17 protein-coding genes, 1 pseudogene and 1 riboswitch are annotated in these 23538 nt (G+C 42.8%); of the genes and pseudogenes, 6 read left to right on the top strand and 12 right to left on the bottom strand.

Annotated features, from left to right (window positions below; genetic code table 11):
- Positions 1 to 18: 18 nt before the first annotated feature.
- From MKZ03_RS05275 to MKZ03_RS05265, 3 genes are all read right to left on the bottom strand, one after another.
- Positions 19 to 1668, bottom strand: a complete 1650-nt coding sequence (locus tag MKZ03_RS05275; protein WP_307499439.1) for a methyl-accepting chemotaxis protein — start codon at positions 1666 to 1668, stop codon at positions 19 to 21.
- Positions 1665 to 2642 (bottom strand): BMP family lipoprotein, encoded by a 978-nt coding sequence (locus tag MKZ03_RS05270; protein ID WP_341031183.1) that lies wholly within the window; start codon positions 2640 to 2642, stop codon positions 1665 to 1667. The genes MKZ03_RS05275 and MKZ03_RS05270 overlap by 4 nt, the downstream gene beginning before the upstream one ends.
- A 233-nt stretch (positions 2643 to 2875) precedes the next feature.
- Positions 2876 to 3724 carry a CvfB family protein gene (locus MKZ03_RS05265; RefSeq protein ID WP_340972336.1) on the bottom strand — a complete coding sequence of 283 codons (849 nt, stop codon included), beginning with the start codon at positions 3722 to 3724 and terminating at the stop codon, positions 2876 to 2878.
- 237 nt (positions 3725 to 3961) lie between these two features.
- Here MKZ03_RS05265 and MKZ03_RS05260 point away from each other — a divergent pair, with 237 nt between their 5' ends.
- From MKZ03_RS05260 to MKZ03_RS05245, 4 genes are all read left to right on the top strand, one after another.
- Positions 3962 to 4453, top strand: a complete 492-nt coding sequence (locus tag MKZ03_RS05260; RefSeq protein WP_034663377.1) for a YajQ family cyclic di-GMP-binding protein — start codon at positions 3962 to 3964, stop codon at positions 4451 to 4453.
- Between the two features lie 81 nt (positions 4454 to 4534).
- Positions 4535 to 4653, top strand: a riboswitch (SAM riboswitch).
- Between the two features lie 78 nt (positions 4654 to 4731).
- Positions 4732 to 6573, top strand: a complete 1842-nt coding sequence (locus MKZ03_RS05255; RefSeq protein WP_340972333.1) for a bifunctional homocysteine S-methyltransferase/methylenetetrahydrofolate reductase — start codon at positions 4732 to 4734, stop codon at positions 6571 to 6573.
- A complete protein-coding gene (gene metH / locus MKZ03_RS05250; RefSeq protein WP_341031181.1) occupies positions 6557 to 9985 on the top strand; it encodes a methionine synthase in 3429 nt (1142 codons plus the stop codon). The genes MKZ03_RS05255 and metH overlap by 17 nt, the downstream gene beginning before the upstream one ends.
- Before the next feature lie 113 nt (positions 9986 to 10098).
- Positions 10099 to 10956: a GNAT family N-acetyltransferase gene (locus tag MKZ03_RS05245; protein WP_334748580.1), complete on the top strand. Its 858-nt coding sequence runs from the start codon at positions 10099 to 10101 to the stop codon at positions 10954 to 10956.
- A 43-nt stretch (positions 10957 to 10999) separates the two neighbouring features.
- On the opposite strand, the gene MKZ03_RS05240 is transcribed toward MKZ03_RS05245, so the two are convergent.
- From MKZ03_RS05240 to MKZ03_RS05215, 6 genes are read right to left on the bottom strand one after another with little or no spacing between them, the layout of a single operon-like run.
- Positions 11000 to 12814 carry an IucA/IucC family protein gene (locus tag MKZ03_RS05240; protein ID WP_341031179.1) on the bottom strand — a complete coding sequence of 605 codons (1815 nt, stop codon included), beginning with the start codon at positions 12812 to 12814 and terminating at the stop codon, positions 11000 to 11002.
- Between the two features lie 13 nt (positions 12815 to 12827).
- Entirely contained in the window at positions 12828 to 14177 is a 1350-nt protein-coding gene (locus tag MKZ03_RS05235) for a lysine N(6)-hydroxylase/L-ornithine N(5)-oxygenase family protein (RefSeq protein ID WP_340972323.1), read from the bottom strand.
- Positions 14152 to 14706, bottom strand: coding sequence for a GNAT family N-acetyltransferase (locus MKZ03_RS05230; RefSeq protein ID WP_034663394.1), 555 nt, complete (start codon positions 14704 to 14706; stop codon positions 14152 to 14154). The genes MKZ03_RS05235 and MKZ03_RS05230 overlap by 26 nt, the downstream gene beginning before the upstream one ends.
- Positions 14703 to 16484 carry an IucA/IucC family protein gene (locus MKZ03_RS05225; RefSeq protein ID WP_341031176.1) on the bottom strand — a complete coding sequence of 594 codons (1782 nt, stop codon included), beginning with the start codon at positions 16482 to 16484 and terminating at the stop codon, positions 14703 to 14705. Before MKZ03_RS05225 ends, MKZ03_RS05230 begins: the two co-directional genes overlap by 4 nt.
- Entirely contained in the window at positions 16481 to 17977 is a 1497-nt protein-coding gene (locus tag MKZ03_RS05220) for a pyridoxal phosphate-dependent decarboxylase family protein (protein ID WP_341031174.1), read from the bottom strand. Before MKZ03_RS05220 ends, MKZ03_RS05225 begins: the two co-directional genes overlap by 4 nt.
- The gene (locus MKZ03_RS05215; RefSeq protein ID WP_034663402.1) at positions 17964 to 19310 is read right to left on the bottom strand and encodes an aspartate aminotransferase family protein; all 1347 of its coding nucleotides are present in this window, start codon (positions 19308 to 19310) and stop codon (positions 17964 to 17966) included. Before MKZ03_RS05215 ends, MKZ03_RS05220 begins: the two co-directional genes overlap by 14 nt.
- A gap of 386 nt (positions 19311 to 19696) precedes the next feature.
- On the opposite strand from MKZ03_RS05215, the gene MKZ03_RS05210 reads away from it, so the two are divergent.
- Positions 19697 to 20233 carry a serine O-acetyltransferase gene (locus tag MKZ03_RS05210; RefSeq protein ID WP_034663405.1) on the top strand — a complete coding sequence of 179 codons (537 nt, stop codon included), beginning with the start codon at positions 19697 to 19699 and terminating at the stop codon, positions 20231 to 20233.
- On the opposite strand, the pseudogene MKZ03_RS05205 reads toward MKZ03_RS05210, so the two are convergent.
- The 3 genes and pseudogenes from MKZ03_RS05205 to MKZ03_RS05195 all read right to left on the bottom strand — a co-directional run bounded on the left by MKZ03_RS05205 (position 20228) and on the right by MKZ03_RS05195 (position 22040).
- Positions 20228 to 20488 (bottom strand): annotated as a pseudogene (locus tag MKZ03_RS05205) (hypothetical protein). The gene MKZ03_RS05210 and the pseudogene MKZ03_RS05205 sit on opposite strands and share 6 nt — an antisense overlap.
- 113 nt (positions 20489 to 20601) lie before the next feature.
- Complete coding sequence (locus MKZ03_RS05200; protein ID WP_106041535.1) at positions 20602 to 21159, bottom strand: GNAT family N-acetyltransferase; 558 nt, start codon at positions 21157 to 21159, stop codon at positions 20602 to 20604.
- Positions 21160 to 21173: 14 nt separating this feature from the next.
- A complete protein-coding gene (locus MKZ03_RS05195; RefSeq protein WP_060595967.1) occupies positions 21174 to 22040 on the bottom strand; it encodes an AraC family transcriptional regulator in 867 nt (288 codons plus the stop codon).
- A gap of 113 nt (positions 22041 to 22153) precedes the next feature.
- On the opposite strand from MKZ03_RS05195, the gene MKZ03_RS05190 reads away from it, so the two are divergent.
- Positions 22154 to 23530, top strand: a complete 1377-nt coding sequence (locus tag MKZ03_RS05190) for an MATE family efflux transporter (protein WP_106041531.1) — start codon at positions 22154 to 22156, stop codon at positions 23528 to 23530.
- Positions 23531 to 23538 lie beyond the last annotated feature (8 nt).

Below are 23538 nucleotides of genomic sequence, written 5' to 3'. Positions count from 1 at the left end.
GGGTGCTTTTCTTATGACTTATGAAAGTTTAAACCGATGGACGGTTTCATTTAACCTTGCCGTCATACTCATCAGTTCTTCTACCTGTTTGTTCATTTGATGGAATGATTGCAGCTGTTCATTGGCCGAGGCAGAAATTTCTTCGCTGCCAGCTGCTGTTTCTTCTACAACCGCACTAATATTTTCAATCGAGTTCAGCACTTGTCCGCCAAGCTCTGTTGATTGAACAATTTGGTCATTTAAGACAGCCATTTCTTGTTTAATGTGCTGCGCTTTTGTTTCTATATCTTCAAAGGAGTGTGAGGTTTTGTCCATCGCATCCTGCTGTTGAAGTGAAAGCTTGACTCCTTCTTTGACAGTTTGACTAATGGATTGAATGCCTCTTTCAATATGACTGACCATATCAAAGATTTGTCTTGTAGCGTTAGATGATTCATCGGCAAGCTTACGAATTTCATCTGCAACAACAGCAAAGCCTTTTCCAGCTTCACCTGCTCTTGCCGCTTCAATCGCCGCATTTAGCGAAAGTAAGTTTGTCTGATCCGCAATGTCAGAAACAGTTTTGGCCATGGCCGAGATGCCGCTGGCGTATTGCGTGAATTCTCCTGCTGACTGCTCGATTTGCCTTGTGGCATGTGTATTTTTTTCAATCGCCGTTTTTGTTTCTGTTAACGTGTGCTTTCCACTTTCCACTGCTTCTATCGCATCCTCAGTACTTTGGATGACTGTTTGTGAACGTTCGGAATTTTTACGTCCATGCTGATCCATCTTTTCAATCAAACTGACGCCATGCTGGAGATCCTCTGAAATGGCTTGTGACCCATTTGCCATTTCGTCTGTCGAGACAGATACTTGATTTGCAGATTCCATCAGCTTTTTGTTTTCATCATCTAACTGGATCGAGAATGTCTCTACTTGACTTGAGACATTGCTGATTTCTTTAATCAGACTAATCAGCTGATCTGTCATTTGATTAAAGGATTCATTCAAGCCGCCGATTTCATCCTTGCGCTGAATGTCCATCCGCTCGACAGCAAGGTTGCCTTCTGCGATCTGCTTCGCTCGGTAGGATAGTGATTTGATAGGGGTCACGATGGATCTTGTTAACCCAATATTTAAAAAGACAGCAATGACAATCAGAGTGAGGGCTGCGACGAGTGCACTGGTGATGATCCATTGCACATTATCAGATGTATTCTCTTGATTTTGTTTATACGCTTCTTCTGCTCTTTTATTCATTGTATGGACGTCGTTTAAAACACCATCAATTCTTGCAGCGACCCGTCTTGCATCCGATGCGTTTTTTTCACCAATGGCATTATTTGCTTCCTTGGTCCACGTGTCATATTTTGCATTTAACCTTGTTAATGCATCTTTGTTGATATTTCCTGCATGTTTGTTTAACGTTTGCAGCTGTTTTTTTGCTGTAGAAATATCGGTTTGAACAACCTCTAGCTGTTCATCAGAAAGTGTCATTGAATAATTGGTCATGGCTTGTTCGACGCTTTCAAAGCTTGCTTTTGTTTTTTGAACGTTTAATAAGGCTTGAACTTCTGTTTCATTTGATGATTGGATCTTTGTCATACTGACAATGATAAAGGCGATGACGCCAACTGCTAAAAGAAGTGAGACGAGTGAGTTGAGTAAAATTTTGATGCGCAAGCTCATGATGCGTCCCCCTCTTCTTTTAGAAGTTTCTGCTTCAGTTCATTTACTTTTTTGGTCAATGTCTCAGCATTCTTCAGCACCCGAATTCTTGCCATATCGATTCCGTCATTGCTTAAGTCGTAGACAACATGCCCACTTTTGATCTGATTGTTCTTGACGAGCTGTTCGCTGACTTGATAGACCACTTCATCGACTTTTTTCACCATGGACGAAATCACTGCTTTTTCAGCGGTATAGTACTGATCACTATCTACACCAATGGCATATTTGCCCTGCGCTTGCGCTTCTTTTAATACACCGACACCTGTATAGCCAGCTGCGGCATATAAAACGTCTGCTTTCTTTTTGATCATGCCTTTGGCTATTTTACTGCCTTTGCCCGCATCACTAAACGTATTAGCATAGGTGGATAAGATCTTGATGTTCGGATTTACTGATTTGGCGCCTTTTTGGAACCCTTTTTCAAAACGATGGATCAAATCCGCATCGACACCGCCAACAAATCCAATGACATCACTTTTCGTTGTCAAGGCAGCAAGTGCGCCCGCTAAATAGCTGCCTTGCTCTTCTTTAAACGTCACGGAGGTCACATTTTTCAGCTCAGATACGGCATCGATGAGCAAGAAGTGCTTCTTCGGATATTTCTTTGCGACTTTTTCTAAATCTTCTTGCATACTGAAGCCTACTCCGATGATAAGGTCATTGCCATCTTTTACAAGCTCGGTCAGTCCTTTTTCATATGTATCGGTTTCTGCAATTTCTCTATAATCAAATTCAATCCCTAGGTCATCACGTGCTTTTTCTAATCCTTTAAATGATGAATCATTAAATGATTGATCACCAAGACCATCATCTGTGAGCATAACGCCAATATGCTTCGCATTTGATGCCGGTGGTTTCCCTTGTTGATTGCTGCATGCGGCGAGCACCATAAGCAGGGCTGCCACCAGAAGCAATGAAATTTTCACTTTCATCCACACACACACTCCTTTTATCATCCTTACTCCTTTCTTATCGGATTTGAGAGGCGTTGTTTCAATGATTAAGTGAAGGTTTTTCAGCTTTTTTCATGACTTTTTTCACTGAAAAAACCCATTATTTATAACAAATATAAAAAAAGGGATAAAATCATGATGATTTTATCCCTTTTTCTTCTTTTCAGTGTGATATGAAAACCCTTGAAGTCAGGGTTTGGATTCCACGCTGCTCATTTTTTCTCGTATGTCCAGCCCTCTTTTTGGTAAACTAAGTCATTTTTCATCAAATGGCCTAATGCTCGTTTAAAGGCTGCCTTGCTCATTTGGAATCGTTCACGGATGTCTTCTGGATCACTTTTGTCCCCATAAGGCATGGCACCATTTCTCGTTCTCATATAGGTTAAGATTTCTTCTGCATCGACAGATAACGCTTCCTGTTTTCTAGGGAGCAGAGAAACGTTCACGGTTCCATCCTCTTTCACGGCAATGACGCGTCCTGTCACGCTCGATCCTAATCTTGGTTCTTCCTTTCGTTCCGTGCGGTGGATAAACCCTCGCACGCCTGTATCTGTCAGCATAAAGGAGCCTGTCGCAATTAAGCGATAAATCGTCCCAGTGATTTCTTTGTTCATTAAGGTTTCGGGTGCCTCAGTAAACAATTCACTAATCACATCTTCAGTGGCTGGCTTTGCGAACATTCTGCCGTAGCTTGTGACTTTCAGCATACAGTAGAGTTTGTCTCCTTTATTTGGCCATGCTTCCTCAAAAGGCGGGAGGTGTTCTATTGCAACAAGTGCATCCTTTGACAGCCCGACATCGACAAATGCGCCCATGTCTTCTACCACGTCTACGACTTCTACCCAGCCATATGTATGCGCATTGATTGTCGGTATTTTCATCGTCGCAGCTAGTCTTTCTTCATGATCTACATATAAGTAGACCTCTACTTCATCTCGGTCACCAATATCCTCTGTCATCTCACTGCGGTGCAAGAGGACCGAATCTTCACCATCTGTCAAAAAGTAGCCGTATTCCATCTCGTTCTCTATTTGCAAGGTCAGTTGCTCACCTGGTCTCATGTTCTCTTCCTTCCTATCTGCTCATAAAAGAGCGTTCGTTCATCTTTTGATTCACTTTATTCTACTATACTTCTCCCCGCATGAACATCTCTAGTTCTGTTAGCTAAAGTGGACAAACTGGACTCGATTTATACCGCTGCCGGCAGAACTCTTTGACTCGACTCTTCGATAAAGTTTCTTCTTCTCCTATTTGCATGATAAAATAGACGCAATATCTATACATGGAGGTCATGTGTTATGGCAAAAGAAAGCTCATTTGACATTGTATCGAAGGTTGAACTGCCAGAGGTGCAAAACGCCGTTCAAGCAGCGCTGAAAGAAATTAAAAACCGGTATGATTTTAAAGGAAGTAAAAGTGATATTTCTCTTGAAAAAGAAGAGCTCGTTCTCATCTCTGATGATGACTTCAAGCTGGAGCAGCTAAAAGATGTGCTTGTGACAAAGCTGATCAAACGAGATGTTCCAACTAAAAACATCGACTACGGAAAAACCGAGCATGCCCTTGGCGGAACAGTACGCCAGCGCGCGAAGCTGATCAGCGGGATTGATCAAGACAACGCCAAAAAGATCAATGCACTCATTAAGCAATCCGGCATCAAAGTGAAGTCACAGTTTCAAGATGACCAAGTGCGTGTAACAGGGAAAAATAAAGATGATTTACAAGAGGTTATTTCACTTATGCGCAAGGCAGATTTACCGATTGACGTTCAATTTATAAATTTTCGATAAATTTCAAATTTTCCATTGATTATTTTCGATTTTTTCGATACAGTTGATGGAAGTTCAATTCATTGACATGTTCATATCACTTTCTTATCAAGAGAGGCAGAGGGACTGGCCCTGTGAAGCCTCAGCAACCGGTGTAGTAGAAATATATTTTCTATGACCAAGGTGCTAAATCCAGCAAGCAACTGCTTGGAAGATAAGGAGAAGAATTACGATACAGCCAAAAAGTCTTCTTCTTATCAGAAGGCTTTTTTTGTTACATAGAAATAAGGAGGAAACCAATGGGCCTATTACAAGACTTACAAAACCGCGTACTGATTGCTGACGGTGCAATGGGAACACTTTTATACTCTTACGGCATTGACCGCTGCTTTGAAGAATTAAATTTATCGAAAGAAGAGGAAGTAAAGCGCGTACATGAGGCATATGTGCAGGCTGGTGCTGACATCATCCAAACAAATACGTACGGTGCGAATTATATTAAACTATCCCGCTACGGCTTAGAGGAAGAAACGAAGCGCATCAATACAAAGGCCGTACAAATCGCAAAAGCAGCCGCAGGCTCCGCTTATGTACTCGGAACGATCGGCGGCATTCGAACATTTAACAAAAATGCCTACTCTATTGAAGAAATTAAACGAAGCTTTAGAGAGCAGCTGTACATTCTATTAAATGAACAGCCTGACGGATTATTGCTAGAAACGTACTATGACATGGAAGAAGCGAAGGCCGTTCTCCAAATTGCACGCAAAGAAACGACTCTCCCGATTGTCATGAACGTCTCCATGCATGAACAAGGTGTTTTGCAGGATGGAACCCCGCTCAAGGATGGTTTATCTGAATTGTCCTCTCTTGGCGCAGATGTCGTCGGCATCAACTGCAGGCTGGGCCCTTATCATATGATTCAGGCACTCGAAGGCGTACCGATTTTAGAAAATTCCCATTTATCAGTCTATCCTAACAGCAGTCTTCCCTCTCTTGAAGAAGGCAGACTCGTCTATGATACAGATAACGATTATTTTCGAAAAAGTGCACTTGAGTTTAGAAATCAAGGCGCACGTATTATCGGCGGCTGCTGCGGAACAACACCTCAGCATATTCACGCAATGGCTGAAGCGGTCAAGGATCTAGCGCCGATCACTGAAAAAGAAGTGAAAGTATTAAAAGAAGAAATCATTTCGATCCAAGATCAGCGGACTGAACCAGGTCTTGATGAGCTGGCTGCGGAAAAACGGACGATTATTGTAGAACTTGATCCGCCGAAGAAGCTGAACTTCGAAAAATTTCTTGTCGCTGCAAATGAATTAAAGAATGCAGGCATTGATGCCTTGACATTAGCTGATAATTCTCTTGCAACCCCGCGCATTAGCAATGTGGCTTGCGGCGCCTTATTGAAACAGCAGCTTGATATGCGTTCACTTGTCCATATCACATGCCGTGATCGTAATTTGATTGGGCTTCAATCCCATTTGATGGGTCTCGACACGCTTGGTTTAACTGATATTTTAGCCATTACAGGCGATCCATCTAAGATTGGAGATTTCCCAGGTGCAACGTCGGTTTACGATTTAACCTCCTTTGATTTGATCCGGCTGATCAAACAGTTTAACGAAGGCCTTTCTTTCTCAGGGAAACCGCTTGGTAAAAAGACCAATTTTTCAGTAGCGGGCGCGTTTAACCCGAATGTTCGTCACATTGATAAAGCGGTCAAACGTCTTGAGAAAAAAATCGAATACGGCGCTGATTATTTTATTTCACAGCCTGTTTATTCTGAGGAACAGCTTGTGAAAATTCATGAGGAGAGCCGTCATTTGGATAAACCGATTTATATTGGCATTATGCCGTTAACAAGCAGCCGAAATGCAGAGTTTATTCATCATGAAATTCCAGGCATTAAATTATCTGATTCCATTCGTGACATTATGGCCAAGGCTGGCGAGGATAAGGAAAAGCAGCGAGCAGAAGGCTTAGCGATTGCCCGCTCTTTATTAGATACAGCCTGCGAATTGTTTAACGGCATTTATTTAATTACCCCTTTCCTTCGATCAGATTTAACAGCAGAACTGACCACCTACATTCATCAGAAAGAAAAGGAGTCAAACATCCATGCCAACTATCACTGAACAGCTAAAGAAACGCATCCTCGTCCTTGATGGCGCAATGGGGACCATGATTCAAAATGCCAATCTCACAGCAGAAGACTTTGGCGGAGAAGAGTATGAGGGCTGTAACGAGTATTTGAATGTGACAGCCCCTCACATCATCCGCGCGATTCATAGGGAATACCTTGAAGCAAGTGCCGATCTCATTGAAACAAATACATTCGGGGCTACAAAGCTCGTCCTTGATGAATACGGGCTTGGCCACCTTGCCTATGAACTCAATGTACGAGCTGCCCAGCTGGCAAAGGACGAAGCTGACCGTTTCTCCACGCCGGAGCAGCCTCGATTTGTTGTAGGCGCAATGGGTCCCACAACAAAAACATTATCTGTGACAGGCGGCACAACCTTCGGTGAGCTCGCCAGAAACTATGAGGAGCAGGCCCGCGCATTGATTGATGGCAAATGTGATGCCCTTCTTTTAGAAACAAGCCAAGACATGCTGAATGTAAAAGCTGGATTCAAAGGCATTCAGGAAGCCTTCCAGCAGACAGGCATTCAATTACCACTCATGGTATCAGGTACAATTGAACCAATGGGCACCACCCTTGCTGGTCAGGATATTGAAGCCTTTTATATCTCTCTTGAGCATATGAAACCAATTAGTGTTGGCCTTAACTGTGCGACTGGTCCTGAATTTATGACAGACCATATCCGCACGCTCTCCTCCATCGCCAAGTCAGCGGTTAGCTGCTATCCAAATGCTGGTCTTCCAGATGAAGAAGGTCAATATCACGAATCCCCTGTTTCTCTTGCTAAAAAAATCGCCGCTTTTGCGAAGGAAGGCTGGTTAAATATTGTTGGCGGCTGCTGCGGAACAACACCTGCACATATTCAAGCTTTGTCAGATGAAGTACGCACGATTCAGCCGCGTCACATCACGCATGAATCGTCTCAGCATACCGTATCAGGAATTGAGCCCCTTATGTATGAGGAATCAATGCGTCCTCTTTTTGTAGGAGAACGGACCAATGTTATTGGTTCACGCAAGTTCAAACGACTCATTGCGGAACAAAAATTTGAAGAAGCGTCAGAAATTGCTCGCGCACAGGTAAAAAACGGCGCTCACGTGATTGATGTGTGTCTCGCTGATCCAGACCGTGACGAGGCAGCTGACATGGAAGGCTTTTTACAAGAGGCCATGAAAAAAGTCAAAGCCCCTTTTGTCATTGATTCAACAGATAAACACGTGATTGAAAAGGCGCTCACGTATTCCCAAGGGAAAGCCATCATCAATTCCATTAACCTTGAGGATGGCGAAGAACGGTTTGAAGAAATTCTCCCTCTTGTGAAGCTGTACGGCGGTGCACTTGTTGTCGGCACGATCGATGAAACAGGGATGGCCGTAACAGCAGAACGAAAGCTCGAGATTGCCGTACGCTCTCATGATCTATTAACGAAGAAATATGGAATTCCCGCAAGTGACATCATTTTTGATCCACTTGTCTTTCCAGTAGGCACTGGAGATGAGCAGTATATTGGCGCTGCCGAAGAAACGATCAAAGGCATCAAAATGATCAAGGAAAGTCTGCCTGAGTGCCTGACGATTTTAGGCATCAGCAACGTGTCTTTCGGACTCCCGCCTCTTGGCAGAGAAATCTTGAATGCCGTCTACTTGTATCACTGCGTCCAAGCAGGACTTGACTACGCCATTGTGAATACAGAAAAGCTTGAACGTTTCGCTTCTATTCCAAAGGAAGAAATCAAGCTGGCTGAAACGCTGCTCTATGAAACAAATGATCAAACCCTTGCTGAATTCACCCAATTTTACCGAGGCAAAAAGAAAACGGAGAAAAAACCAAAGGTCTCCTTATCACTTGATGAAAGACTGGCACTCTACGTCGTCGAAGGAACAAAAGAAGGACTTATCGATGATTTATCTCTTGCTCTAGAGCAATTTGAATCACCACTTCATATCATCAATGGTCCGTTAATGCAGGGAATGGCTGAGGTTGGACGTCTTTTTAATCAAAACGAACTGATTGTGGCGGAAGTGCTTCAATCGGCAGAGGTGATGAAGGCATCTGTATCGTATCTCGAGCAATATATGGAAAAGCAGCATGCAAGCGGGAAAGGTAAGATTCTACTTGCAACTGTAAAAGGAGATGTTCATGATATCGGGAAAAACCTTGTCGACATCATTTTGAGCAATAATGGCTTTCAAGTGGTCGATCTCGGCATCAAGGTGACACCTCAAACATTGATCGAAGCTGTGCAAAAGGAAAAACCAGATATGATTGGATTATCAGGATTACTTGTGAAATCAGCTCAGCAAATGGTACTCACCGCTCAGGATTTACAAAAAGCGAATATTTCCGTGCCCATTTTGGTCGGCGGCGCTGCACTTTCTCGGAAATTTAAGAAAATGAAGATTTCGCCTCATTATGACGGACCGGTTCTTTATGCAAAAGATGCCATGGACGGCTTATCTTTAGCCAATGAGTTAAAAGCGAATCCTCTTCAGTTTCAAACAAAGTCCGGAGAAGAGCCAGCGGCACCTTTTAAAGAGAAAGAAGCAAAGCAGCCACAAGCTGTCATTGAATTACTAGAAAAACGTGCGGCACTCCCGCAGGCACCTATTTTTACGCCAGAGACTACGGCACGTCATTATGTGCGGGACATCGATTTGCATCACATTATGCCTTATGTGAATGAACAAATGCTCATTGGTCACCACCTCGGATTAAAAGGAAAGGTCAAAACATTATTAGCTAACCAGCATCCAAAAGCATTGGAATTAAAGCAGCTTGTCACAGACCTTCTAAACGAAGGCAGAGAGAAAAACTGGTTTGCCCCTGCATTTGTATATCAATTTTACCCTGCCAGTTCAAACGGAAATGATCTGCATATTTATGATCCCGCAGCGCCTGACAGCATCATTGAAACGTTCCAATTTCCAAGGCAGGAGAAGCTCCCGTACCGGTCCATTTCTGATTATGTGCGGAAAAGCGGCGAAAACGAAAAAGATTATATTGCCTTATTTGCCGTCACAGCTGGTGCGCGTATACGTGAAGTCGCGCAGCAATTTAAGCAAGAAGGAGATTATTTAAAAATGCATGCGGTCCAAGCTCTGGCGCTTGAGCTTGCAGAGGGATTAGCCGAAAGAACCCACCAAGTGATTCGTGACAAATGGGGCTTCCCCGACCCAGTCGATTTCACAATGGAAAAACGATTCCAAGCGAAATATCAAGGGCAGCGCTATTCCTTTGGTTATCCCGCTTGTCCAAATCTTGAAGACCAAGAAAAGCTGTTCAAGCTGCTTCAGCCTGAAAAAATTGGCATCCACTTGACAGAAGGGTTCATGATGGAACCTGAAGCATCTGTTTCAGCGATCGTTGTTTCTCATCCTGAAGCTCGATATTTTAATGTTCATTAATGCAGGACCTCCGGGTAGGAGGTTCTTTTTTGATCGTAAACACCAATTTTTACACTATGCTTCTTATGGTACGATACATATAGATGAATTCAGCTAAGAAGGAGTTGCGTGTCATGACAAACGTTGTTCAACGAGCATTAACAATTGATGACATACCAGATCTCATCGCATTGTCCCAAGAAGTAGAATGGCCTGATTACAATGCGGAAGAACTCACATCTCTTTTAACAAATGGATATTTCACAGGTTTTTCAACAACGGACGGACAAGTCATCTCATGTGCAGGACTTTTCCAATATGATCAAGTGGCGTCAATTGGTGCCGTCATTGTATCTGAGACACATCGCGGCTTAGGTCTTGCAAGGAAAATGATTGATACCCTGCTAGATCAATGCGATCAAAGCATTCCTGTCGTTTTAACCGCTACTGTCCAAGGGCGGCCTGTTTACGAAAAAATCGGGTTTCACACGGCTGGTTACATTCATACTTACAAAGCGCAAAAACCGAACCCAGAGGCTCTTCGTGTGTCAGATGACATTCACCTGTCTCCTGCCGATGAAACGCACCTTCCGTCCATTGAAGCACTTGATGAAAAAGGCGCAGGTACAAATCGATCAAGCTTTTTAAAAAACCGGATGAACCGGGCAGCACGGCGTATCATTGCAAAGAATGAACATCACGAAACAACTGGCTTTGCATTTGGCGTTGAAACGCCTGCCAATTTAATGATTGGACCGCTTACAGCAAATGATGAACTTACAGCTCTTTCGCTCATCCATTCGCTCATCTCGTCTTATTCGGGTGCGATTCGTTTAGATATGCAGGAGGAAACAGCTGAGCGCCTGCACGCAACACTTGTTGAAGCAGGTTTTACGAAAACAAACAAAGCGCATTTTATGATGATTCGCGGAAAAGAAAAGCAGAATGATCCCGCACTTCTTTATTTCCTTGCCTCTCAAGCATTTTCGTAAAAAAATAAAAAGCTGTAGACAGTTGATGTCTACAGCTTTTCTATTACTTCTCACAGGCGGACGAAAGAACATGAGCGAGTGCATTTTTGACCTTCCCATGCTCTGACGCATGCGGGCGGTCATCTCCATCTCCGTACCCATAATCAATCATTCGATTACGATTTAAGCACAGCTTTGTCAGCTTCGGCTGGAATAAATCAAATAGTTCAAAACGGTCCTTCAGCTGCGGGAATTGTTTTTGATAATGCTGAATTTCTTCTGCAAGCAAGCGCCAAAGTGTCGTTTCATCTAACAGCTGATGATTGTCTAACACGTTTGAAACGTAACGCAGGTTACAAATAAACAGCCCTGTAAAGATAAACTGCACTAACCCTTCCGGCGGTTCACTCCGCAGCACTTCTTTTAAATCTTCTCCTAGTGAAGCCAATTCAGGCAGCGGCTGATCACTAATATTCACATCATCAACGAAATCTTTGATCGCCAAACGATGCGGCTGATGATCTTTTAACACAAGAATCGTATTTTGCCCGTGTGGTGAAAAGACGGTGCCATATTGATACATAAAGTGCAGCAGCGGCGGCATTACCACATGGAAAAATTTCTCCATCCATTCCTTTGCTGAGAGACCAGATTTTTCAATCAGCTGTTTCACATATGGCTCACCTTCATGATCCTCATAAGTGAGTGCTGCAAGTGTAACAGGGCTCTCTCCTTCATCTAAATACGTGTAAATGCTTTCTCTAAAAATCACACCGAGCATCTCAAGATATTGATACGGCGCACCAGGCAGTTTGCTGAAGTAAGGATGATCGACATTGATACTTGCGTTCTCACCAGGTAAAATCACGCGGCAGACATCCGATAAAAATGAGTCTTGATCCGCAATCCCTTTAATATGCGCTGTAATACGAGGGGCAATGACTGTCCGTTCTGACGGAAGTCCCCGGTACACGAGTGTATTTAAAATACTCATTGGCAGTTTAATATGATGCTTGCCTTTATTTGAGATGTTTGTAAAGGTTCTGATGGACTGCTGCGGGATATATTGATCCAGTCCCTCTCCTACATACACAATCCGGCGCAAGGCCAAATCTTCCGGGAAATGCTGAATAATCATATGCGTCCACTGCCACTTATGAACAGGCATCAAATAATAATCAGCTGCATTCAATCCTTCATCCTTTAACACGCGGTGAAATTGACGGATCGTGACTTCATCTAATTCTTTGGCGATCACCTGCTCATAATTTTCATGATCGACCGCATGGAATGTCGCAAGGTCCCGGTGAACAGCAATCCAAGACAGCTGCACACTTTCTTGCCTTTCAGGTGCATAGGCTAGGTAGTCATCGTAACTGAACCCAATGCGTCCTTTGTTGTACACAATCCAAGGATGGCCTGTCATTTCTCCTTCAATCCACGCGTAATCTGTATCTGTCAGTTCATCCGCACGAAGTGCTTTTTTCGACAGCAAATGTACATCTGCTAACAGGGTATGATGAAGCTCTTTGATAAGATGGCCTGTTGTATCAGAAGACATTGGAATGAGCGGCTGAATGTCTAGTAAAAACACAATCGCACTGACATCCTTTGACCATTTTCCGTCTTGATAACACTCGATTGATTCAGCGATTGTATCAAAACTATCAAACAAACGAGGTTTTGCGAGATAGCGATATTTCTTATGTTCGTGAATGATTAATTCATACTGAGCGATGCCATCCTTACGATCTAGCTGCACGGGATGAAGCATGTCCTCATACATGTATTCAGACAGCATTTTTGCCACCATTCGCTGGTTTGCCTTTTTCCAAGCAGCAGGATTCACCGCTTTTTTCAATTCATCTTGTACACTCATCGCTTCATCCTCCTTAACCTTTGATTTCTTCAAATGTGTTGACGTTCTTGTGTGTACCAAATGTCTGGAAGACGTGCTTTTGATAAAGTGGATACACGGTTTGACGAGCAAGTTCATTGATAATCACACTGTTTCGGTAAGCGCCAAGCCCTAAATCCGGAGCTCCGACCCCATGTGTATGAAGCTCAGCATTTTGCACAAAAATATCATTTTCACCCATTGTATTAGTTTTCAAGCGATATTCACGTTCGACCTGGAACCGTCCTTGATCGTCCCATTGAATGTGATGAGAAATTGGGTTGATAAACGGCGGCAGTACCGATTGATAGCCAGTCGCCAGCACAACAATATCGGTCTCATGGGTAAAGGTGTCCTCTTTGACCCATTGCATGCATGAAAGGGACAAGCCGTCCGCTGTTTCCTCAATCAAGTTGACCTCTGTCATCGCTTGAAGCACTGTGTTCAACTGCTCTCCGCAGGCAGAACGTTCATAAAGCAAATGGTAAATATCACGGATCATTGCAGAGCTGATGCCTTTATACAGCAAGTCTTGCTGCTTTAACAAAGCATCCTTTTTTGTTTGCGGAAGCTCATAAAAGAAATCAATATAATCTGGAGAGAAATATTCAAGACCAAGGTTTGAATATTCCATTGGAAAAAATCCTTTAGAGCGTGTGAACCAGTGAATATCCTTTGCCTCATCATCTGATAAAATATCATAAAACACTTCTGCCGCACTTTGGCCAGAGCCGATAACTGTCACAGATTTCCCTTTGAAACAGCCTTCTTTCTTTCGTTTTAAATAGTCAGCAGAGTGAAAAACTTTCTCTCCTAAAGCTGGCTGGAGCGATGCTGGTATCGCCGGCTGTGTACCAATTCCTAAGACGAGATGCTTACTTTCAAACACCTCTACCGTTTGGTCTTTCACATGACGAACATGCACTTCATATCGCTTTTCTCCTGCTTTCTCAATCAATGAGACAGATTCGACGTTCATGCCAAATCGGCAAGAGTCTAACTGATCTGCGACCCAGCGGCAATAATGACTATATTCCTTGCGCGGGATATGAAAATCCTCTAGAAAGTAAAATGAATACAAACGGTTTTGCTCCTGCAAATAGTTAAGAAAGCTATATTTGCTTTTCACATCTGCCATGCTGACAAGGTCCGCTAAAAAGGGGACTTGCAGTGTCGTCCCTTCAATGAGCATACCTGGGTGCCAATGAAAGGCTTCACTTCTTTCAAAAAACAAAGCGTCGATTTCATTTACCTCTTCAGATAATGCGGCAAGTCCCAGGTTAAACGGACCAATGCCGATTCCAATTACATCCACTACATTATTTTGCTTGTTGAACCGCGTCATGGTTATACTTCCTTTCGAATCGTTCTCGATCACAAAACATCAAAAGACCTGTTTTATCGGGTAAATTGACTGGTTTTACACGTTCAAATCCGCATTTTTCAAATACATGGATCATTTTTTCATTGCGAATATCCGGCTCAGCGACGATTTTTTCTGTTCGTTTGTTCTGCTCAAATTGAAAGGCTGTCATTGCCTGAAGCAGCGGGGCCGCAAATCCTTTTCCCACATAATCTGGCTCCCCTATTAATAGATGGATTCCTTGATCATGCGGAGAAGGCTGATAGTAGGATTCAATAATGTCACCTTTGACGTTGTATGCCTCAAAATAACTCATTGGCGTCCCATCAATTGTTCCTAAATAAAGGGTTTGATGTGGATCATGAATCGCCTGATAAAAATGCTTTTCAAAAGCAGGAAACGGAATATTCAAATGCCAAAATGGGTGAACATACTCTTCTTGCATCCACTTGTGGACAAGACGGACATCCCTTTCATATTCAGCGCGAATAAACCTAATACGATGCCTCATCCAATCAGCGCCTCCTTATGTAAAAAGAGCGGATTCAAGACAGCTGTGTAACGAGACTGTGTTTCCAGAGATCCTGTCAGCTCATCCATATCTTCAAACCGTGTCAGCAAATTCGCTTTTGAAGGCAGTTCCTTTGAGCGGAGAAGGCTGTTTGTCAGTTCAGATGCCCCGTATGTTTCCTCATGAGCGAGCAATGTGTCTCTCACGAGTGCCAGCAAGTCTTCTTCCTTTGCCAGTCCTTCTGTGCCAAAGCCGTTAATGAGACCAAATAAATGATTAAAGAAGAAATAATAACGCAGTCTCTCAACGGCTACATCATCTGCACAAATGGTTTCACTTCTCACGCTCAAGTTTTGGACAAGGTTTGCGAGTTTATCCTTTTTCGATTCACTATAATAGTAGCCTTGGTTGTCACGATAATAGAAGGTGTCCGGGTAACCAGCCTTCATTTGCACAACAGCATTTTGCTGATGGGCTTCCAGTGCAAGACCATATGTTTCAAACAGCCAGAGCATCGGTTCTAACGAAATGGTTAAATATTGCTTAAACCAATCTTGGCTCACAGCATCTGTTGATCGGCCTTCTGCGTCTGCAAGGTCATGAATGATCCCTGCTAATCGCGATTTTCCACCATACGCATGATCCTGACATAATCCAGCAATTAAGCTTGCCCCTTTTTCACGATGCAAAAATGGATTTTGACGAATGACTACTTCAAAGCCAGATTCCGCCTCTTCTCCTTGAATGGATAAATAGGCAGGATCTTCAATGACCCGGAATCCAGAGAATTTATCGTATAAAGAAATGCCTAATTCTGTTTTTAAAATGCGAGACATCTCAACTCCGCGATCCAGTTCCTTTTGTTTATTGACACGTAAGGAGTTTGTAATTTTCACAGGAACAGAGAATTTGAGCATGTAAGCAGAATCTTTTTGATAGACAGTTCTAAAGGATGAGGTCGCTGTGTATTCAGACCCCAGCGGTCCTAAATAAGTCAGTTTCCCTTCCTCTATATAACGCTGGACGAACGCTTTCTCCATGACCACTTTGACTTGCAGCGGGTGAATCGGAATGAGCACATATTCTCCGTTTTCTGTTAACGTATTCAGTCTCTCTGTTTCTTCTGGTACCTGGCGCAAGAGCTCTTCTAACATGAGGCTTGCCGCAGACTGTGCAATAGACGAATCCTGAAGCACAATCGAATGGTGCGCTTTAAAGTAATGAAGCTGGAAAGCCCCTTTCAGCTCAGGAGAATAGACCGATTCTTCCTCCTCCGTCATCCCTTGTCTGCTTTTTGGAGTGGGATGCGTTAAATGTCCAAGAAGAAGTGACTGCTCAGCCTCGATATACTCAAAATCGGCCTCGGAAAGAGCTGCTCGATCACTTTCTCGCTCCTTTAAGAATCGTTCAATATTTCGGCAGCTTAAAATGATGCGAAGCATGAATTCATCCTCTGCATCTGTGCGGCCATATTCAATGAGAAGCTCCTTTGAACATAGAGCAACAAGTGTCGTGTAATCGGCGATTGCGCCCTCTTGTTCACTGCCTTGCGGACGGAAGCGAATCGGAAAATCAAAGAGATGGCGGCCAACAGATGAAACATATCGGATCGGAATCACAAGCTCTAGATCTTGCTTTGCTAGTTTTGCGATGAATACAAGCGAGCCATCTGCTCTCGTCTCTTTTTTTGCAGATCGATCGATTCCTGTTTCACGTAAAAAACAGTTTAAAAAGCTTTGCATAGTTGCATTTTCAGCCATTTGTTTATATTGACTCAACGTAGTACCCTCCCGGATTGAATATGAGCGATCCCGATATCAACGATGTTAGAAAGGATTTCCTCAATATGTGTGATTGTCGTTCTCGGATTTAACAAAGTGAATTTTAAGCATGTTCGGCCATCAACCACTGTTTTCGCAATGACAGCAGTTCCCGTTTTGAACAATGTCCGATGAATGATTTTATTGATGTCATCTGTTCGGTGCTCATCCTTAAATCGGAACACAATCGCATTGATTTCTGGCTCAGGATTGATTACTTCAAGGTGATCATTTCTCTCAATAAGCGCGGCCACATCCTTCGCAAAATGAATGGTATGGTCAATGATGTCACCAAATCCTTCTTCTCCAATTAGACGAAGAGAGAGAAGTAACTTCAGAGCATCAAACCGGCGCGTCGTTTGGATAGATTTATTGACGAGATGTAGAATACCATCTAGTTCATCTTCCTTTGGATTAAGATAATCTGCATGATAATCGATCAAACCAAAATGTCTTTTATCCTTCAGCAAAAATGCCCCGCAGGAAATCGGCTGATAAAATTGCTTATGAAAGTCGATCGTGATTGAATCAGCAAGCTCCATACCGGCTAATTTACTTCGGTAGGTTTTGCTTAATACAAGTGCTCCGCCGTAGGCAGCATCTGCGTGAATCCACAGACCGTCTGGTTTGACGATGTCATACACATCTCGAACCGGGTCAATACTTCCAAAATCAGTTGTCCCGCAAGTCGCTACTACCGCAAAAGGAAGCAGGTTCTGATCCTTTAATTCAACCATCTTCTTCTTCAAATCATTGAGGTCCATTCGGTGATGCTCATCCGTCTCGACCAGTACAACAGCCTGCTCCCCTAAACCGAGCTGGGATGCAGATTTTTTCACCGTAAAATGAGCATTTTTAGAGCAAAGAATTCTCATGCGGTGAGCTTCACTTGGTAAGCCTTTCTGCTGAACATTCCACTGCCATGTGTTTTCACAAAAGGCATCTCTCGCCAGAAGCAGCCCCATATAGTTAGATTGGGTTCCACCGCTTGTAAATGTCCCATTTGCTAAGCCGCCATAAGAAAACTTTGCACATAGCCACTTGAGGATTTCCTCCTCAACCAAAGAAGCAATACCGCTTTGATCAAAGGAATCCATTGATTGGTTAAAGGAACTCACTATCACCTCTGCGGCAAGTGCAGGAATGAGCGGAGGACAATGCAGATGTGCCAAGCATTTAGGATGCGATACATCAATCAAATGCGGCAAAAGATGTTCTTTTATATCTTGAAAGACAGATTCAATTGATTCTCCAGACGGTTGAAATCGGAATAACGATTCGACACTAGCCGCTAATTTCCCAGGCAATATTCCGCTGTATGGTCCTGTGTCTTTTTGCCACTGCTCCAGTAAGCTGTCGATAGATGTATGAAGAGCCGCTTGGAAGGACTCTCTTCCAAGCTGGCTTTGATTCATAAATAATGAATCTACAGAAGCTTTAGTTGATTGCATCGTACACGGCCTCTTTAAAAATAGCGATGACTTTTTCAAGCTGTTCTTCTGTCATAATGAGTGGCGGCAGGAAACGAATCACACTTCCGAAACGGCCTCCTGTCTCCACAATTAAGCCTTTATCGAAGCAATTCTTTTGAATAAGACTGGCCAGCTCTGGATTCGCTGGATAGCTTCCGTCCACATCCTGTTTCTCATTTGGATTGACTACTTCAACGCCAATCATTAAACCTCTTCCTCGAACATCACCGAGAGCAGGTACTTGTTTTTGGATGTCTTTAAGGTGAGCCTGCATACGATTTCCTAACTGTTCTACATGATCAAGCAGGTTGGTTTCTTTTATAAATTTAAGCGTAGCGGTTCCTGCAGCCATCGCCATTTGATTCCCTCTAAATGTCCCGATGTGTGCACCTGGATTCCATTGATCTAAATCTTTATCATAAATCACAACTGAAAGCGGCAGGCTTCCACCAATGGCTTTTGACAGTACAATGACGTCAGGTACAATTCCTGCATGTTCAAAGGCAAACATCTTACCTGTTCGGCCGATGCCTGATTGAACCTCATCAATAATGAGCGGAATCCCTTTTTCTTTTGTGATTCTTCTCATTTCCTTCATCCATTCAATAGATGCTGGAATGGAGCCTCCCTCGCCCTGCACTGCTTCAAAGATCATACCTGCTGGCGGAAGAATACCACTTTCAGGATCATTTAATACGCGCTCAATATACGAACTTGAAATGCGGTGCGAATCCTTCCCTCCAATTCCAAATGGGCAGCGATATTCATATGGGTAAGGCATAAAATGAACATCAGGTATTAACCCTTGCACTCTTTCCTTTGGAGATAAATTCCCGCTTAATGACATCGTGCCATGTGTCGCACCGTGATACGCACCGTGGAATGAAAGAATAGAACGATTACCTGTCGCTGTCTTGACTAATTTAATAGCTGCTTCTATGGCGTCACCACCAGTTGGCCCACAAAATTGAATTTTGGCTCTTTTTGCAAACTCTTCTGGCAAGTGAGAAAAAATTTCATTCACAAATTCTTCTTTAATTTCTGAGGTTATGTCCAGCGTATGCAACGGTCTTTTTTCATGAAGCATACGTTCAATAGCTTCTATAACAACTGGATGATTGTGACCAAGTGCAAGTGTTCCTGCGCCTGCCAGGCAGTCATAAAACTCTCTGCCATCCGCATCTGTCACGATCATACCCTCGGCTTTTTGCATGGCTAATGGGAACCGTCTCGGGTAAGACCTTGCATTAGATTCTCTTTGACTTTGCTGCTCTAAAAATTGCTGATTTTTAGAAACGGTTTTGATGGACATAATAAAACACTCCTCCAATTGATAAAGATTATCATTTTCATTTACTAGCCTAGAGGATGTGAGATATGAAAGTCAATTGTATTCAAAAAGATGATTCGAAAAGCATATGAATGCTATATTCTCTTTTTAGCGAGTATTTTCGTGTAATTTTTACAAACCTCTACTGCCATAAGGAGATCAAACGGATGAGACGGAATGATGTAGAAAAAAATTACAAATCATTCTTCCTGGTTCTTTTGTTCTACTCATGACGAAGCTCTTATTTTATACAGGAAACTAGATGAAAGTGATGTAGAAAAAGAAAGAAATAAACGCCTTTCTATATTGATATAAATGGTTATAATGGTATAATTTCTCTGAAACAAAAGGGAATGGAGAGGGATCTGATGATTTTAACGAAGCACGATCTTCACCACTACTTGGCACAGGATAAGAAAGCATTAGCCATTAAGCGCAAAAGACCTAAGTGGTTTGGGGATGATATATGGAAATATCAAAGGATTTTACGAAAATATGAATACTATTCTAATAGCGGCGCTACACTTCGCAAATGGTTTTATCGCTATTTACATAAAAAGAAAGGCATGCAGCTTGGCTTTGATATTCCGATTGGTGTCTTCGGCCCTGGCCTTAGAATCAATCATACGGGTCTCTTAATTGTGAACAAGCATGCAAAAATTGGGGCATTTTGTGATATTCATCAAGGGGTGAATATTGGTCAGAACCATCATGAAAAGGATGTGCCAACCATTGGGGATCATGTATGGATTGGCCCTGGTGCTAAGCTGTTTGGGGACATCTATATTGCAAATCATATTTCAATCGGAGCAAATGCTGTGGTAAACCGTTCTTTTCACGAGGAGAAGATTGTTATTGCAGGTGTGCCTGCGCAAAAGGTAAAAGAAAAAAGCCCTTCTTCATGAAGGACTCACCTGATAAAAAAGAATGATACCGATCAAAACAGAGATGAGCAGCATGAGATAAAACAAGATCGTTAAAATGAGAATTGTCCAGCCAAGTCCCTTCCTCTCTGTCTTGATCAAATAAATACCGAGAACGATGGTACTAAATAGGACACCTAAAATGGCCCACAGCCATTTGTCTTTATCATGCTTTGGCGCATCAAATCATAAATAAATGGCAACAGCAAGTGAAACGAATAACCCCGTAATTCTCACGTTCAAACTCCTCCTTATGTAAATTACATGTTCTCTATTATGCTTTTTAGCCCCCCTTCTTCTTCAGTTTATTCAAACATTCGATCCTTTTGTCCTAAAATGATTCATCATTGTTAAGTAGCATGTCGCGGGAGGCTTTTCCATTCCTCTCTCAGCATCCCATAGCGCATCGAATCATAATATTCTCCTTGATAGTAACGAACCTTTCTCAGTCTCCCCTCAAGGACAAATCCGCATTTCTCTGCGCACCGCATCATCCGTGCATTTCCCGACCATGTGGTAAGACCAATTCGAGGGATATCAATATGGGCAAATAACTCATCAGTCCATAGACTTAACGCCTTTGTCCCAACGCCACCGCTCCAAAAGCGCGAGTCATAAATGAGAATGCCGCATTCAAGCCACCGTGTACGTTCATTCTCCCAATAATATGACACGGTGCCTTTGATTTCGCCGTCTATTTCAATGCCATATAGCTTTGGCGGAATGGATGTGTCCTGTAAGTATCGTTTTTTAAATGCAGCAAGCGGGATTTCGTGTTCATAAAAATATGGGGCATTCCACTTTCGATAGGACTGATCTGGTGCTTTGAATTTTAAATGCCATACCATCTCTAAATCGGCTTCGTTTAATGCTTGTATGCTCACATGCTCTTCCTTTTCCCTTTTCATCTGTTCACGTTCCTTTACTTTGTCGTTCTTTTTGCTAGATGACGGTACTCGATAGGCGTCATGCCTTCGTTTTGCCGAAACAGTTTAGAAAAATAAGTAGGGTCGTCAATGCCTACGTGATCAGCAATAGCTGCGATTTTATCATTCGTTGAGGCAAGCATGCTTTTGGCTTTTTCGACCTTGAGACGATTGATGTATTGGTTTGGCGTCAGTCCATATACAGTCTGCATGCACCTTGTCATGTAATCAGGATGATAATGCAGCTTCTCTGCAAGCTCCTCCATTTGCAGTTTCTTCATAAAGTGACGCTCAAGATAATGAACCACTTCTGAGGCGACATTCTCCTTTGCACTTGGAATATGAAATGCTTCTTTTTGTAAATGAATGAGCATTTCCTCAAACTGAAGCTGTTTTTTCAGCGGCAGTTCAGACGCGTCATCATTTAGTGCCCGCATTGCTGAAAGATGTTTTTCGAACACATTTCTTCCTTTCACTTTTCCTATACGAGGCAGGCTAAATTCATATGTTGCCGGCTTTTCAAAGGTGGCTTGATTTTGTTTCATATCAAACCAGTGTTCTCTCAGCCGATTCGTCAACTCAAATGGATCAATTGAAAAATGCAGCCACTCATAGTGAGTTTCTTCTTCGCATGGCAGGTGTCCCCCATGAGACAAGCCAGGTGAGAGAATGATATATTCTCCTTCTTTTACGTGATGAGCCTCTCTGTCTTCTGTGATCCATAGTTCCCCCTTTGTGACATAAAGAAGATCAAACACAGTGAAGGTTCTAGAGATATGTCTTTCTCCTTGATGAAATACACCTTTGCCTGAAGCAATATAAACCGGGAACGGCGGTACAGTAAATGTAATAAATCGATTCATATTCATCCCCTTATGAAGTCGGATTTCTCCAATAAGTTTCGGTTTCATCTCTTCTTATTATAGTCGATGCAAGGTACACTATAAATCGGATTTATACGAAAGGAGGTTGATTGATGAAACCTCAATCACTGCCAATTCAAAAGATTCAAGCTAGGGGGAAGAAAACCCATCCTTCATTATTTGCATTAACTTGGCCTATTTTTATTGAAATCTCTTTATATATGCTCATGGGAAGCGCGGATACCCTCATGCTCAGCCAATATTCCGATAATAGTGTTGCCGCAGTTGGTGTAAGCAACCAGCTCCTGAATTTATTGATTGTCATGTTCAGTTTCATTACAACTGGAACGACGATTGTGATTGCGCAGCTTTTAGGAGCAAGCCGCAGACAGGAAGCGACTCAAGTCGCCTATGTCTCACTAGGAACCAACTTCTTGATTAGCTTTGTCATTAGTCTTCTCATGTTTGTATTAGCTGTTCCCATTTTACATCTGATGGGCCTATCAAGTGAGCTCATGCCGGATGCGGCGGTATTTTTACAAATTGTCGGACTGCTTTCTTTTATTCAAGCGCTCATTATGACGTATAGTGCTATTTTAAAAAGCTACGGATATACAAGAGATACGATGTATGTCACCATCGGAATGAACTTGCTAAATGTTGCCGGTAACTATCTGGTCATTTTCGGTCCGTTTGGCTTCCCCGTATTAGGTGTGATGGGGGTCGCTTTTTCTACCTCACTTGCTCGGTTGATCGGATTAATGGCAATGATCCTCATTGTACGCCGCCGAATTGGATTACGCTTTTCACTGAAGAAGATGTTTCACATCCAGCGGACACATTTAAAAAAGCTTCTGAAAATCGGGATTCCTTCTGCTGGAGAGCAGCTTTCTTATAACGGCTCTCAAATGATCATTACACTGTTTATTACGTTTATGGGGACGCAGGCATTAGCAGCAAAGGTCTATACTCAAAATTTAATGATGTTCATTATGCTGTTTGGTGCAGCCATTAGCCAAGGGACACAAATTTTAATCGGGCGCCATATTGGGGCGAAAGAATTCGATGCTGCCTATCACAGATGCATGAAAAGCTTATACTGGGCCATTGGCATCTCCCTTCTTTCTTCCACTGCTTTATCTTTATCATCGACGCATTTGCTTGCTTTCTTTACTAGCAACAGCGAGATTATCCAAATTGCCGCCACACTCCTCCTATTGACAATTATTTTGGAACCTGGCCGTTCTTTTAATATGGTCATTATTAATTCCTTGCGGGCTGCTGGTGACGCGAAGTTTCCAGTGTATATGGCGATGATTTCAATGTGGGGCATTGGGCTTCCGATCGCCTACTTGTTAGGCATTCAGCTTGAGATGGGTCTCATTGGGGTTTGGATTTCTTTTATCGTGGATGAATGGGTAAGAGGCATCTTTATGTATAGGCGGTGGCGTTCAAGGGTATGGACAGAGTATCGCTTTTCTTCCACATAAAAAGGACT

This window comes from Bacillus sp. FSL R5-0431 (assembly GCF_038002985.1).
Lineage (GTDB): Bacteria > Bacillota > Bacilli > Bacillales > Bacillaceae > Bacillus.
The sequence above is the reverse complement of the archived record's forward strand: the minus strand, read 5'-3'. Positions and strand labels throughout refer to the sequence as shown.

Coding starts and splice junctions, on each gene's coding strand:
- MKZ03_RS05270 (WP_341031183.1), bottom strand. CDS start 2,642: ATGAAAGTGAAAATTTCATTGCTTCTGGTGGCAGCCCTGCTTATGGTG.
- MKZ03_RS05200 (WP_106041535.1), bottom strand. CDS start 21,159: ATGAAAAGGGAAAAGGAAGAGCATGTGAGCATACAAGCATTAAACGAA.
- MKZ03_RS05245 (WP_334748580.1), top strand. CDS start 10,099: ATGACAAACGTTGTTCAACGAGCATTAACAATTGATGACATACCAGAT.
- MKZ03_RS05275 (WP_307499439.1), bottom strand. CDS start 1,668: ATGAGCTTGCGCATCAAAATTTTACTCAACTCACTCGTCTCACTTCTT.
- MKZ03_RS05235 (WP_340972323.1), bottom strand. CDS start 14,177: ATGACGCGGTTCAACAAGCAAAATAATGTAGTGGATGTAATTGGAATC.
- MKZ03_RS05260 (WP_034663377.1), top strand. CDS start 3,962: ATGGCAAAAGAAAGCTCATTTGACATTGTATCGAAGGTTGAACTGCCA.
- MKZ03_RS05265 (WP_340972336.1), bottom strand. CDS start 3,724: ATGAGACCAGGTGAGCAACTGACCTTGCAAATAGAGAACGAGATGGAA.
- metH (WP_341031181.1), top strand. CDS start 6,557: ATGCCAACTATCACTGAACAGCTAAAGAAACGCATCCTCGTCCTTGAT.
- MKZ03_RS05230 (WP_034663394.1), bottom strand. CDS start 14,706: ATGAGGCATCGTATTAGGTTTATTCGCGCTGAATATGAAAGGGATGTC.
- MKZ03_RS05215 (WP_034663402.1), bottom strand. CDS start 19,310: ATGTCCATCAAAACCGTTTCTAAAAATCAGCAATTTTTAGAGCAGCAA.
- MKZ03_RS05210 (WP_034663405.1), top strand. CDS start 19,697: ATGATTTTAACGAAGCACGATCTTCACCACTACTTGGCACAGGATAAG.
- MKZ03_RS05240 (WP_341031179.1), bottom strand. CDS start 12,814: ATGAGTGTACAAGATGAATTGAAAAAAGCGGTGAATCCTGCTGCTTGG.
- MKZ03_RS05220 (WP_341031174.1), bottom strand. CDS start 17,977: ATGCAATCAACTAAAGCTTCTGTAGATTCATTATTTATGAATCAAAGC.
- MKZ03_RS05255 (WP_340972333.1), top strand. CDS start 4,732: ATGGGCCTATTACAAGACTTACAAAACCGCGTACTGATTGCTGACGGT.
- MKZ03_RS05190 (WP_106041531.1), top strand. CDS start 22,154: ATGAAACCTCAATCACTGCCAATTCAAAAGATTCAAGCTAGGGGGAAG.
- MKZ03_RS05195 (WP_060595967.1), bottom strand. CDS start 22,040: ATGAATCGATTTATTACATTTACTGTACCGCCGTTCCCGGTTTATATT.